The sequence below is a fragment of the Superficieibacter sp. 1612_C1 genome, from assembly GCF_015234305.1.
Taxonomy (GTDB): domain Bacteria; phylum Pseudomonadota; class Gammaproteobacteria; order Enterobacterales; family Enterobacteriaceae; genus Superficieibacter.
Map to the genome: position 1 here is coordinate 94158 of NZ_JADGMI010000005.1, position 12917 is coordinate 107074.

General features: G+C 53.2%; 12 protein-coding genes. 8 read left to right on the forward strand and 4 right to left on the reverse strand.

What is annotated here, in order from left to right; translation table 11 throughout:
• Nucleotides 1–341 precede the first annotated feature (341 nt).
• Both INT84_RS17260 and INT84_RS17265 read left to right on the forward strand, forming a co-directional pair.
• Nucleotides 342–1967 (forward strand): sensor histidine kinase, encoded by a 1626-nt coding sequence (locus tag INT84_RS17260; RefSeq protein ID WP_194207791.1) that lies wholly within the window; start codon nt 342–344, stop codon nt 1965–1967.
• On the forward strand, nt 1957–2649 hold the full coding sequence (locus INT84_RS17265) for a response regulator (RefSeq protein WP_194207792.1): 693 nt from the start codon (nt 1957–1959) through the stop codon (nt 2647–2649). The genes INT84_RS17260 and INT84_RS17265 overlap by 11 nt, the downstream gene beginning before the upstream one ends.
• A gap of 155 nt (nt 2650–2804) precedes the next feature.
• On the opposite strand, the gene cueO is transcribed toward INT84_RS17265, so the two are convergent.
• Nucleotides 2805–4391, reverse strand: coding sequence for a multicopper oxidase CueO (gene cueO / locus INT84_RS17270; RefSeq protein ID WP_194207793.1), 1587 nt, complete (start codon nt 4389–4391; stop codon nt 2805–2807).
• Nucleotides 4392–4535: 144 nt separating this feature from the next.
• Between cueO and INT84_RS17275 the strand changes: the two genes are divergently transcribed.
• From INT84_RS17275 to speD, 3 genes are all read left to right on the forward strand, one after another.
• On the forward strand, nt 4536–4883 hold the full coding sequence (locus INT84_RS17275; protein ID WP_176918004.1) for a YacC family pilotin-like protein: 348 nt from the start codon (nt 4536–4538) through the stop codon (nt 4881–4883).
• Nucleotides 4884–4997: 114 nt separating this feature from the next.
• Nucleotides 4998–5858, forward strand: coding sequence for a polyamine aminopropyltransferase (speE, locus tag INT84_RS17280; RefSeq protein ID WP_194207794.1), 861 nt, complete (start codon nt 4998–5000; stop codon nt 5856–5858).
• Between the two features lie 20 nt (nt 5859–5878).
• Nucleotides 5879–6673 carry an adenosylmethionine decarboxylase gene (speD, locus tag INT84_RS17285; protein ID WP_194207795.1) on the forward strand — a complete coding sequence of 265 codons (795 nt, stop codon included), beginning with the start codon at nt 5879–5881 and terminating at the stop codon, nt 6671–6673.
• 32 nt (nt 6674–6705) lie between these two features.
• Here speD and yacL read toward each other — a convergent pair whose 3' ends face one another.
• Entirely contained in the window at nt 6706–7068 is a 363-nt protein-coding gene (yacL, locus tag INT84_RS17290) for a protein YacL (protein WP_194208075.1), read from the reverse strand.
• Between the two features lie 282 nt (nt 7069–7350).
• Here yacL and INT84_RS17295 point away from each other — a divergent pair, with 282 nt between their 5' ends.
• Nucleotides 7351–7599, forward strand: a complete 249-nt coding sequence (locus INT84_RS17295) for a hypothetical protein (protein ID WP_194207796.1) — start codon at nt 7351–7353, stop codon at nt 7597–7599.
• On the forward strand, nt 7571–7900 hold the full coding sequence (locus INT84_RS17300; protein WP_194207797.1) for a low molecular weight protein tyrosine phosphatase family protein: 330 nt from the start codon (nt 7571–7573) through the stop codon (nt 7898–7900). The genes INT84_RS17295 and INT84_RS17300 overlap by 29 nt, the downstream gene beginning before the upstream one ends.
• Before the next feature lie 216 nt (nt 7901–8116).
• Here INT84_RS17300 and INT84_RS17305 read toward each other — a convergent pair whose 3' ends face one another.
• Nucleotides 8117–9226: a DUF4431 domain-containing protein gene (locus tag INT84_RS17305; RefSeq protein ID WP_194207798.1), complete on the reverse strand. Its 1110-nt coding sequence runs from the start codon at nt 9224–9226 to the stop codon at nt 8117–8119.
• Between the two features lie 27 nt (nt 9227–9253).
• On the opposite strand from INT84_RS17305, the gene INT84_RS17310 reads away from it, so the two are divergent.
• Nucleotides 9254–10255, forward strand: a complete 1002-nt coding sequence (locus INT84_RS17310; RefSeq protein WP_228066332.1) for a DUF4424 family protein — start codon at nt 9254–9256, stop codon at nt 10253–10255.
• 31 nt (nt 10256–10286) lie between these two features.
• Here the strand turns inward: INT84_RS17310 and acnB are convergent, their stop codons facing one another.
• Nucleotides 10287–12884, reverse strand: coding sequence for a bifunctional aconitate hydratase 2/2-methylisocitrate dehydratase (acnB, locus tag INT84_RS17315; RefSeq protein ID WP_176917998.1), 2598 nt, complete (start codon nt 12882–12884; stop codon nt 10287–10289).
• Between the last annotated feature and the right edge of the window lie 33 nt (nt 12885–12917).

A 12917-nucleotide genomic window follows, 5' to 3' on the forward strand; every position in this document is an offset into this window, starting at 1 on the left:
AAGCCCCTTAGTTATTTTGTACGGCAAGCTTAATGTTGCAGCCCCTGACATAATGTGAGATTCAGCATATTAAAATCGAAGTTTTAATGGCCTCTATGGTTTTAATGGTTTTATTTATCTGATGTGATTTAACTCTTATTTATTGGCGTGGTTTTTATGGTTTCTTTTCCAAATTGAACAAACAAATAACATTTATTTTGTTGTCAGCTTTAAAACGCCATTTCGGGATTAAGCCACCGCAGACAGGCTGTGTAAGGGATCACAAGTTTCTGGTAAAAAGCATGACCTCCGCCAAAAAGGTGATACATTACATTCCTTTATTGCTGCCACTCGTGAGAACAATGAAATTATCCTTTCAGATAAAGCTATTTATTTCGCTGGTCGCATTTTTCTCAGTGCTCTTCGTTCTGCTGGGTAGCTATTATTATATCGACGTTGGTCGGCAACTCTATCAGGAAATGAGCTTACGCGCCAAAATACAGGCAGAAGAGATCGCCCTTATTCCCGGTCTGCCTGAAGTGACGGCGCAAAAAGATATCCCGGCCATTCATGCTTTTATGCAAAAAATAGCGACTCATAGCGATGCCAGCTTTATTGTCATTGGTGATAATAAAGGCGTGCATCTCTTTCACTCGGTCTATGCGGATCGTGTAGGGACAACGCTGGTGGGCGGCGATAACGAAGAGGTACTCAAAGGTAAAAGCACGACGACTATCCGTAAAGGCGGGCTGGGCATTTCGCTGCGCAGCAAAGCGCCGATTTTCAACGCCGCAGGTCAGGTGGTGGGGATTGTGTCAGTGGGCTATCTCACCAGTTATCTGGACACCATCACCGTCAGTAAAATGATCAATATCCTGGTTGTCGCCGCGCTGTTACTCGTTGCGCTGTTTGTTTTTTCATGGTTTTTTACCCGCAGCATTAAAAAACAGATTTTCTCCCTGGAGCCACGGGAAATCGGCCTTCTGGTACGCCAGCAAAAGGCGATGATGGAATCTATTTATGAAGGCGTTATCGCTATCGATAGCCAGATGCGGATCGAAGTCATTAATCAGGCCGCCAGGAAACTGCTCGGCTTAAGCCAGCCTGCGCGCGAGCTGCGCGGCCAGTTTATCAGCGAGGTGATTGCCCCCGTTCCTTTCTTCGCTGCGCGGACGCTGCTGGCGAAGGATACTCACGATGAGATTTGCCGCTTTAACGAACTGACGGTGATCGCCAGCCGGATCCGCATCATGCTGGAGGGCGCATTGCAGGGATGGGTAATTACCTTTCGCGATCGCAACGAAATCGACTCGCTTAGCGCGCAGCTAAGTCAGGTGAAGCGCTACGTGGATAACCTGCGCATTATGCGTCACGAACAGCTAAACCGAATGACCACGCTTTCCGGGCTGCTGCATATGGGCAGGTATGACGAGGCTATCCGCTATATTCAGGCGCAGTCGGAGCACGCCCAGGAGCTACTGGATTTCATCTCCTCACGCTTTAGCTCGCCGACACTGTGCGGCCTGCTGTTGGGCAAAGCGGCACGCGCGCGGGAAAAAGGCGTTGAGCTGAATTTTGACCCGGCCTGTCGAATGGACAGACCGTTCACCGGCCTGGCTGAAGCGGAACTGATCTCTATCATCGGCAACCTTCTGGATAATGCCATAGAAGCGACCCAGCGCGCCCCGCTCCCGCATGAGCCGGTCGAGGTGCTTATTAAACTCAGCGACAGCGAATTGATTATCGAAGTGGCGGATCGGGGTGTCGGTATTACGCCTGAGATCCGCGAGCGAATTTTTGAGCGCGGTATGACCACCAAAACCCGTGGCGACCATGGGATTGGGCTTTACCTGATTGAAAGCTACGTCACCCAGGCGGGCGGGTTCATCGAAGTTGCCGATAACATGCCGCGTGGCGCTATTTTTTCGTTATTTATTCCCGCCCGGCACCCCACTCAGGAACTGGAAGAGACCCACTATGCAACATGAACTTATCGATGTACTTGTCATTGAGGACGAACCGACCCTGGCCCAGCTTCATGCCGATCTCATCAATAAGCATCCTCGCCTGCGGCTGGTCGGGATCGCCTCATCACTGGCCGATGCGCAGGAAAAGCTGACCGCGCTTCAGCCACAGCTGGTCCTGCTGGATAATTATTTGCCGGATGGCAAAGGCATCACGCTTATCAGTCATCCTTTGCTGCTGAGCGCTAATTGCACGGTGATTTTTATCACCGCCGCCAGCGATATGGACACCTGTAGCCAGGCCATACGCAACGGCGCATTCGACTATATTCTTAAACCCGTATCGTGGAAACGCCTCAGTCAGTCGCTGGAGCGCTTTGTGCAGTTCGCCGAGCAGCAGCGGGTCTGGAAGATTGTCGATCAGCAGAACGTGGATTCGCTGTACCAGCTTCAGGCTAAAAACTACCGGCTGGATAACAGCAATAAAGGCATCGAAGAGAATACCCTGGCGCGGGTGCAGAAACTGTTTAACGACCGGGCCACGCACTGTTTTTCGGTGGACGAGGTTGTGAGCGAGACCGGATTAAGTAAAACCACCGCCCGGCGTTACCTTGAACATTGTGTGGAGGCGGGATATTTAAACGTTGAGATGCTGTACGGTAAAATTGGCCATCCACGGCGGATGTATAAGCGTACGCAGGCGTAGAATTGATCTGCGGACGGCATCGTGTGGGCTACGGTGCCGGATTATGCCGGATGGCGGCTGCGCCTTATTCGGCCTGGAAGTTGTTCATTATCAATCAGTCACACCATTAACACAGGCCCGGTAAGCGTCGCGCCACCGGGCATCAGGGTAAAGTGCTACACCGTAAACCCCATCATCATGCCGGTATCCTCGTGCTCCAGCAGATGACAGTGCGCCATATAGGCAAATTCCTTCGGCGCGTCATGATCGAACCGCACCAGCACCTCACTCACGCCGCCGTCAACGTTAACCGTATCCTTCCAGCCGGAACGGTGCGCGGCGGGCGGGCGGCCATTTTCTGAGAGAATACGGAACTGGGTGCCATGAATATGGAACGGATGCAGCATCATGTCACCCTCGCCGGAAATCACCCAGCGCTCGAACTGGCCTTTTTGCGCGGCGAACAGCGGCGTGGTCATATCAAAGGCTTTACCGTTAATCCGGTTGGCATTGTGGAAGTCAAAACCGTGTCCGCCATGCTGCATCTGGCTCATGCCACCATGATGCATATTCCCGTGATTCATCTCACCCTGATGCATGCTGCCGTGATTCATATCGCCGTGCGCCCTGCCGCTCATCGCCTGCGCGCCATATTTCTCCTGCAACGCCTGCATTCCCATCATGTCGAGCATCGGGTCCATGGAAAGCTGGAATTTACGCTGGGTGAGGTTATCAAGCGCGGGTAGCGCGGGCACGTTGACCAGCGCATCCGGAAGCGTCCCCGAGGCGGCAATACGCAGCGGCTGCACGCGCAGCACCGGCTGCGGCTGGTCGAAAGGCGCGACCGTCATTCCCATCTGGTCAACCGGCAACGTCAGCAAATCGAACGGTTGGCCGTCGCGGGTATCGACCAGCACTTCAAAACGTTCGCCCATCAGCATCGGCAGCTCCGTGACTTTCACCGGCTCCGCCAGCAATCCGCCGTCGCTGGCAATAACGTACAACGGGCGTTTATCGCTGGCGGCGATGTTCAGCGATCGTGCGTTACAGCCGTTCAGCAGACGCAGGCGCAGCCAGCCGCGAGGCGCGGAGTGCTGAGGATAGCGCGCACCGTTGGTCAGCAACGTATCGCCAAACCAGCCGACGGCGGCGGTCATAATATCCAGCTGATAATCAATTTCGCCGCTGCCGGTAAACCGCTTGTCCTGCATAATCACCGGCACATCGTCAATGCCCCACTGCTGCGGCAGGCGCAGCTGGCGGCTGTCGTCATCCTCAATGAGTACCAGTCCCGCCAGCCCCATCGCCACCTGATGCCCCGTTTTACCGTGCTGATGGGGATGAAACCAGCAGGTCGCCGCCCGTTGCGTGGGCGTGAAGGTCACCGAACGCGATTCTCCCGCTTTTATCACGCCCTGAGGACCACCGTCGACTGCGCCGGGCACTTCCAGCCCGTGCCAGTGGACGGTGGTCTCCTCGGCCAGCGTATTATGAATATCCACGCTGACGGCTTTCCCCTGACGCAGGCGAATAGCGGGACCGAGCAGCGATCCGTTATAGCCCCACGTCTGCGCAGTAACCTCGCCAAAGGTTGATTTCCCGGCCTGGACGATAAGCCGGATGCGGTTGCGCGCATCGGCGGTTAACAGCTCCGGGATCGGCAAGGCCGGGCGTTCAGCGGCAAGCACGCTCCGGCTCCAGAGAGGCAGTGCGCTAAACGCTCCAATTGCAGCGGAATATTTTAAAAAATCGCGGCGTTGCATGGTATCTTCCTCATCTTCAGCGGGCGGGTTATTGAGCTTAAACCCTCCCCTAACCGGAACGTCAAGCACAACAGCGATAATAAAATTCACCACCCTGACCCGAGGTGTGCTAACGTTGCATTTCCGTAAGTAGTGGTAGATATAATGAAGACTTTTTTCAGAACAATCGTTCTCGGAACCCTGTTGGCATTATCCACAAACAGCTATGCGCTTAGCGAGTCCGAAGCCGAAGATATGGCCGATCTGACGGCAGTGTTTGTGTTTCTGAAAAATGACTGCGGCTACCAGAACTTACCTAATACGCAAATCCGCCGTGCGCTGCTTTTCTTTGCCCAGCAGAACCAGTGGGATCTGAGTAATTACGAAACGTACAACATGAAGGCGCTGGGTGAAGACAGCTACCGCGATCTGAGCGGCATCAGCATTCCCACCGCCAAAAAATGTAAAGCGCTGGCGAAAGATTCCCTCAGCCTGCTCGCCTACGTCAAATAATCTTCCTTCGCTATACTCATTCTCTTTGTGGTGAAACATTGACCGTGCATACTCGGTCAATGTTAGCTATTATGTTGCGCCCATTTTTCATGGGTGTTAACGAGGGAGAACGTCATGACCGATAACAACAGGTGGCATGAAACGCTGCACGACCAGTTTGGTCAGTATTTTGCCGTGGATAACGTGCTGTACCATGAGAAAACCGATCATCAGGATCTGATTATCTTTGAAAACGCCGCCTTTGGCCGCGTGATGGCGCTGGATGGCGTGGTGCAGACCACCGAACGCGACGAATTTATCTATCACGAAATGATGACCCACGTTCCACTGCTGGCGCACGGCCATGCGAAGCGTGTGCTAATCATCGGCGGCGGCGACGGTGCCATGCTGCGAGAAGTGTCGCGCCATAAAAACATTGAAGCCATCACGATGGTGGAAATCGATGAGGGCGTCGTCTCCTTCTGCCGCCAGTATTTGCCGAACCACAATGCGGGCGCTTATGACGATCCGCGCTTCAGCCTGGTGATCGACGACGGCGTGAATTTTGTTAACCAGACCACGCAAACGTTTGATGTGATCATCTCCGACTGCACCGATCCGGTCGGGCCGGGCGAAAGTCTGTTTACTTCAGCGTTCTACGAAGGCTGCAAGCGCTGTCTGAACCCCGGCGGGATTTTCGTTGCGCAGAACGGCGTCTGTTTTCTCCAGCAGGATGAAGCCATCGGCAGTCACCGCAAGCTGAGCCAGTATTTTAGCGACGTGAGCTTTTATCAGGCGGCGATCCCGACCTATTACGGCGGCATCATGACCTTCGCCTGGGCGACGGACAACGAGGCGCTGCGTACGCTCTCCACCGAGATTATTCAGGCCCGCTTTCACCAGGCGACTCTCACCTGCCGCTATTACAATCCGGCAATTCATACGGCAGCCTTTGCCTTACCACAATATTTGCAAGACGCACTGTCCGCACAGTGATTCTAAGGGGGTGATAAAAATTGAAAAAAATAAAGCTTCATGGCTTTAACAACCTGACCAAAAGCCTGAGTTTTTGTATTTACGATATCTGCTACGTCAAAACGGCAGAAGAGCGTGATGGTTATATCGCCTATATCGACGAACTCTATAATGCCAACCGCCTGACCGAAATTCTCTCTGAGACCTGCTCTATTATCGGCGCGAATGTTCTCAACATCGCCCGCCAGGATTATGAACCGCAGGGTGCCAGCGTCACGATTCTGGTCAGCGAAGAGCCGGTCGATCCGCAATTAATTGATAAAACCGAGCATCCCGGCCCGCTGCCTGAAGCGGTCGTCGCGCATCTGGATAAAAGCCATATCTGCGTGCATACCTACCCGGAAAGCCATCCGGAAGCCGGTTTATGCACCTTTCGTGCAGATATCGAAGTATCTACCTGTGGCGTGATTTCCCCGCTTAAAGCGTTGAATTATTTAATTCACCAGCTTGAATCCGATATTGTCACCGTGGATTACCGCGTGCGCGGATTTACCCGCGATATTAACGGCATGAAACATTTTATCGATCATGAGATCAACTCCATCCAGAACTTTATGTCCGACGATATGAAGTCGCTGTATGACATGATGGACGTGAACGTTTATCAGGAAAATATCTTCCATACCAAAATGCTGCTTAAGGAGTTCGATCTTAAGCACTATATGTTCCATACCCGCCCGGAAGATTTGACGGCAGAGGAGCGCAAAGTCATTACCGATCTGCTGTGGAAAGAGATGCGCGAGATTTACTACGGCCGCAATATTCCTGCGGTCTGAGGGAGGTGCGGAGCAGGGATGCTCCGCCAGAATTATTTTTGCTGTACAAATACCCGGTATGCCGCAACTACCTGCAAAAAGTCCTCGACGCCACACAGCGACAGGCTTTCTTCATCGTAGTAGCTCATTCCTTCTTCAATCTCATCGCCGGAAAACTCCAGCTGATTGGCGCGGATCATCACCTCTTCTTCGTCCATCCACAGCGTGTATTCATGGCCGGTACGCTGCCAGCTGCGCTCGCTGCCTTTAACCGCTTTCGCTGCCTGCTCTACTTCATCCAGCAGGGCAAAATTTTCTTTCACTTCTTCGTTAAACCAGTGCCCCACGACTTCGTGGCCCATCGACATACGCACTTTTACCACCCCGGTAACATCGCGCAAAAATTCGTATTCCATCATGTATTCCTCTGCAATCACAATGCGCCACTGCTGCATTGCCAATAAGGTAATTATCGCAGCACGGAGGAAGAAAAACAGCGGGACGGGCAGAAGGAATGAAATAAAAACGCCGGCGTGCCTGGCCTTTCTACACAGCGCCTCGCCAGATGCTTACCGTCGTTATCGTAAAAGTTAAGTAGCTATGTCGCTCACCTCCATAAAAAAGCGTAAAATCAACCCGTTCGCTCTCTCCGTATTATCGCGGCTGCTGAACCCGATCGTTCTGAGAGAGAAAAAATAATGGACATAACCCGTAACCGGGACTGGCGCATTGCCCAAAAGCGGCGCAACAAATCCCGCGATGCTCACACTGCGCTTTTGCGTTTTCGTGGCGAAAAAAACTGGAAGAAGCTGTACACGCGTTCCGACAAAGTGTTGCGTGCCGCGCAATTGGGTATGGAATATCCGCGGCTCACCAACCCGCAACTGGCGAAGCGCGGTCTGGAAGAGTATTTATTTGATGAATGTGCTTTTCATATGCAGTCGTAATCAATGGCGCAGCCCCACGGCGGAACAGGTGTTCCGCCGTTATCCTGGCCTCAACGTCCGTTCCGCAGGCACCAGCCGGAATGCCAAAAAGAGCGTATCGCACGAGCTGCTTCACTGGGCAGATGTCATCTGCGTTATGGAGCAAAAACACAAAGACCGGTTAATGGCTGAATATCGTCGCCTTCTCGAAAATAAGCCCCTGCACATACTCGATATTCCTGATGACTACCGCTATATGGACCCGGTTCTGGTTACGCAACTGGAAGAGCTGGTGCCGGAACTGCTGGGGCTTAATGGCTGACCGTGGAATTATGCCTGGCGGCGCTGCGCTTGCACAGGCCTACAGTTTTCTAATAACCATTTTATATTACTCGTTTTCGTAGGCCGGGTAAGGCGAAGCCGCCACCCGGCAAAACGGCGCTCAAAATAGTAAAACAGATTGGTCATCAACCTCATACCATTATTTAACCGTCGCGGAATAAGCGTTTCCGCACCCCATTGCTCATCGCGTTATCATTCACTTCATCTCCGTTAAGCGAAAAAGATTATCCAGCAGCAGCGGCGTATGGTGTGAGGCGCTCAGCGCCAAAAAAATATCGCCGCCGATGCTGACTTTTTTGCCCACCAGGTCGTTGAGCGATTCCCGCTCTTGTGGGGTAAGCACCAGTTGCATCGTCTGGTTCCAGCCGGGTTGCCGCTTATTGGCATCGCGCACGCAGGTAAGAGGGCTATCCGGGGTCAGAGTCCAGTAAGCGGACTCGCCGTCACCCTGCTGGCGTAGCGTACCGGTGAGACTCACCGTATCGCCCTCTACCATACACGCCTGCGCCATCTGCGCTAAATCAGTTTCTCGCAGCGTGCCTCGATAAGCCGGTGTGTCAGATTTAGACTGTTGTACTAGCAGCAGGTGCTGCGGCTGCGGCTGCCATGCGCCATCACTTGATTTCTTTAGTACCACGTTAAGTTCACTATAAGTGTCGCCATCACTATGCCGATAATAACTTTGTGCATCCCCCATGGGTTTTCCCGTAAACCAGGCGTAATCCTCGGTACTACAAAGATCGGCAACAACAAATTTGACCGCTGGCAGCGGACCGTTGAGCGTTAAGCTATTGCTGTCGCCGACATAGCTGGCACGCAACCCGTCAAGAATATCGCGTCTGAGAGGATCTTTAGCCTGCACCGGCTGGCAAATATTTTTACGCCCCTGGGCTTTTACCTGTTCCCACAGCTCTGTGGACGACAAAGAAACATCTTTACCATAATGGCAATGAACCGCCTGTGGTGAATCAATCTGACGGTCAAAACGAACCACGCTTATCCAGTTCCAGTAATAGCTCCCTCTGGCCATTACCCTATCGTAAAGATGATATTTATTTTGCGCATCGGGCTGGAACTGGTCGCTTTTATCTTTAATTAGCCCACAAATATAGGCAATATCTTCCCCTGAATAATTTACATTCATTCCTATACGACGCAGATTAAGCACACTATCCTGCAAGCCTTCTTCCTCACGCAAAGCCTGCGCAATTTGCTTGCGTAGATTATCCCCGTGTGGCAGATCTTTAATATCTACAGCGAATGCATTATGAAAAATCATTAATATTAAAAATAAAAAATAACGCATTTTCATTCCCTCGAAAAACGGCAATCAATGGATTATGATAGTGGCTCTTTTCCAGGCATGAAATCCATTTTAATGAAAAAACTAAACTATCCGCTCATGCTGTTGCTTCTGTTCATTTGCCGCGCGGTCTGGGCGAATGATTCTTCGGTAGGCGAGCTCAATGGTTCTATTGAATTTCTAAAACAAAACGATGTGAGTATGGCGAAAGAGCGTCTGCTTATTGCGCCGGATCGCATTAATGTGGATTATGTTTTTATTAACCATGCGGCGCAAGATGTGACCGTTCCGGTCGCGTTTCCGATGCCAGCTATTTACAAAAGCGGCATGGAAGACCACTCCGTCGGAATTGCTAACTTTAAGATCAGCGTGGATGGAAACCCGGTCAAAAGCGAATCCCGCTGGCGGGTCATCCATGATTTAGGCGGTAAAGGGGAAGAGGATGTTACGGCGAAAGTGCTGCAAAACGGCTGGACGCTCCCACAGCTACGTAGCGTCTTCGAGAGCGATAAATCCATTGAAGAATATAAGGAAGAAGGAAAACCACCATTACGACCGGAATGGTTTGACGAAGGTCATCTGAATATCGTTATTCAGCAATACTTTATCTGGCAGCAGCACTTCCCGGCGGGAAAAGAGGTCATTATTCATCATTCTTATAGTCCCAGTTTTTCCACAGGCGTACCATGGGATCTTAAAACGATTATCGAAACGCAAGACACGCCATTCCCTCCCACCGTTCTGAAGGCAATAAAAAAACTTGATGCAGATATAAAAAACCAAAGCGGAAACGAGGCGGGAATTTATTGGGGAAATTTAACCTATGTTTTAACAACGGGGGCAAACTGGAAAGATGGCACCATCGGCGATTTCACGTTACGCATTCACAAACGCAAAGAAAATGAGGTCGTGGTTCCCGGCTTTAGCTATCCGTTAAAGCAGATCGATCCCCTCACTTACGAATTTAAACAGCAGAATTTTAAACCAACAGAAGATTTGAGCATAATGTTCTATTCAGATGAATTCCTGTAAAAACGGGCCCGGAAGTCCGGGCCAGTCTCTTTTACACCGCGGTCTGGAAAATCACCCCGTCCGCTTTCTCGGTATACTGCTCAAGCTGATCAAAGTTCAGATAGCGGTAGGTATCCACCGCCGTCTTATCCACCTGCGCCACGGAGTTCAGGTACTCTTCGCGCGTCGGCAGGCGGCCAATCAGTGCCGCAACCGCCGCCAGTTCAGCAGAGGCCAGGTAGACGTTCGCGCCAGTACCCAGACGGTTCGGGAAGTTACGGGTTGAGGTGGAAACCACCGTCGCGCCGTCCGCTACACGCGCCTGGTTACCCATGCACAGCGAGCAGCCCGGGATTTCGATACGCGCGCCGCTCTTACCGAAGACGCTGTAGTAGCCCTCTTCCGTCAGCTGGGCAGCATCCATACGGGTTGGCGGTGCCACCCACAGACGGGTCGGCAGCTGGCCCTGATGCGCATCCAGCAGCTTGCCTGCCGCGCGGAAGTGACCGATGTTGGTCATACAGGAACCAATAAACACTTCGTCGATCTTCTCGCCCGCCACGTCGGAGAGCAGACGCGCATCGTCCGGATCGTTTGGTGCGCAGAGGATCGGCTCATGAATATCTGCCAGATCGATTTCGATCACCGCCGCGTATTCGGCGTCGGCATCGGCTTCCAGCAGTTGCGGATCGGCCAGCCATTTTTCCATGCCCTGAATACGACGCTCGATGGTACGACGATCGCCGTAGCCTTCAGCAATCATCCACTTCAGCAGCACGATGTTGGAGGTCAGGTACTCGGTGATCGGCGCTTTATCCAGCTTGATGGTACATCCTGCCGCAGAACGCTCGGCAGAAGCATCCGCCAGCTCAAACGCCTGCTCGACTTTCAGCTCCGGCAGACCTTCGATCTCCAGGATGCGGCCAGAGAAGATGTTTTTCTTGCCCTTCTTCTCAACGGTCAGCAGACCCTGACGGATGGCGTACAGCGGAATGGCGTGAACCAGGTCGCGCAGGGTAATGCCCGGCTGCATGGTGCCTTTGAAGCGCACCAGTACCGACTCCGGCATATCCAGCGGCATGACGCCAGTCGCGGCGGCAAACGCCACCAGACCAGAGCCTGCCGGGAAGGAGATGCCGACCGGGAAGCGGGTGTGGGAGTCGCCACCGGTGCCGACGGTGTCCGGCAGCAGCATACGGTTCAGCCACGAGTGAATAATGCCGTCGCCCGGACGCAGCGAGACGCCGCCACGGTTCATAATAAAGTCCGGCAGCGTATGGTGCGTGGTCACGTCAACCGGCTTCGGATAGGCCGCCGTGTGGCAGAAAGACTGCATTACCAGGTCCGCAGAGAAGCCCAGACAGGCCAGATCTTTCAGCTCGTCACGGGTCATCGGCCCGGTGGTGTCCTGGGAGCCGACCGAGGTCATCTTCGGTTCGCAGTATTCGCCAGGACGAACGCCGGCAGTACCGCAGGCGCGGCCCACCATTTTCTGCGCCAGGGAGAAGCCTTTGTTGCTGGCCTCAACCGGTTTCGCAGAGCGGAATACTTCACTGTGCGGCAGGCCCAGCGCTTCACGCGCTTTGGTGGTCAGGCCGCGGCCGATAATCAGCGGAATACGGCCACCCGCGCGCACTTCGTCGATCAGCACGTCGGTTTTCAGTTCAAAAGTCGCCAGCAGCTCATCGGTCTGATGATTACGGACTTCGCCTTTGAACGGGTACACGTCGATGACGTCGCCCATGTTCAGTTTATTAACATCCACTTCAATCGGCAGCGCGCCCGCATCTTCCATGGTGTTAAAGAAGATTGGCGCGATTTTGCCGCCCAGTACCACGCCGCCGCCGCGTTTGTTCGGCACGTTCGGGATGTCGTCGCCCATAAACCACAGCACCGAGTTGGTGGCGGATTTACGCGAAGAACCGGTGCCCACTACGTCGCCGACGTAGGCCAGCGGGAAGCCTTTTTGCTGGAGCGCTTCGATCTGCTGGATCGGGCCAATGCTGCCGGGTTTATCCGGGTAGATGCCATCGCGGGCGTTTTTCAGCATTGCCAGCGCGTGCAGCGGGATATCCGGACGCGACCAGGCATCCGGTGCCGGAGAGAGATCGTCGGTGTTGGTTTCGCCAGTCACTTTAAAGACGGTGACGGTAATTTTTTCGGCCAGTGCCGGACGGCTCAGGAACCAGTCGGCATTTGCCCAGGAGAGCATCACCTGCTGCGCGTGTAAATTGCCCGCTTTGGCTTTTTCTTCGACGTCATAGAAGTTATCGAACATCAGCAGGGTATGGGACAGTGCTTTAACGGCCAGCGGGGCCAGCGCGTCGTTGTCCAGTGCCTCGATCAGCGGATGGATGTTGTAACCGCCCTGCATGGTGCCCAGCAGTTCAATCGCTTTTTCCGGGGCAACCAGAGGAGACTGGGCTTCGCCTTTGGCGACAGCGGCCAGAAAACCGGCTTTAACGTAAGCGGCTTCATCAACGCCTGGCGGGACACGGTTTTCTAACAGATCTAACAGGAATTCTTCTTCGCCAGCAGGCGGATTCTTCAGCAGCTCAACTAACCCGGCCATCTGGGTTGCATCTAAGGGCTTCGCGACAATCCCTTCAGCGGCACGCTCAGCTACGTGCTTACGGTATTCTTCTAGCACGACGGTTCTCCTCGCTCTCATTGTCATAGTGCG

Bases quoted from the DNA above. Each gene is read 5' to 3' on its own strand.
- INT84_RS17275 (WP_176918004.1), top strand. From the start codon at position 4,536: ATGAAGACTTTTTTCAGAACAATCGTTCTCGGAACCCTGTTGGCATTA.
- speE (WP_194207794.1), top strand. From the start codon at position 4,998: ATGACCGATAACAACAGGTGGCATGAAACGCTGCACGACCAGTTTGGT.
- INT84_RS17305 (WP_194207798.1), bottom strand. From the start codon at position 9,226: ATGCGTTATTTTTTATTTTTAATATTAATGATTTTTCATAATGCATTC.
- INT84_RS17300 (WP_194207797.1), top strand. From the start codon at position 7,571: ATGAATGTGCTTTTCATATGCAGTCGTAATCAATGGCGCAGCCCCACG.
- yacL (WP_194208075.1), bottom strand. From the start codon at position 7,068: ATGGAATACGAATTTTTGCGCGATGTTACCGGGGTGGTAAAAGTGCGT.
- INT84_RS17260 (WP_194207791.1), top strand. From the start codon at position 342: ATGAAATTATCCTTTCAGATAAAGCTATTTATTTCGCTGGTCGCATTT.
- INT84_RS17265 (WP_194207792.1), top strand. From the start codon at position 1,957: ATGCAACATGAACTTATCGATGTACTTGTCATTGAGGACGAACCGACC.
- INT84_RS17295 (WP_194207796.1), top strand. From the start codon at position 7,351: ATGGACATAACCCGTAACCGGGACTGGCGCATTGCCCAAAAGCGGCGC.
- INT84_RS17310 (WP_228066332.1), top strand. From the start codon at position 9,254: ATGGATTATGATAGTGGCTCTTTTCCAGGCATGAAATCCATTTTAATG.
- cueO (WP_194207793.1), bottom strand. From the start codon at position 4,391: ATGCAACGCCGCGATTTTTTAAAATATTCCGCTGCAATTGGAGCGTTT.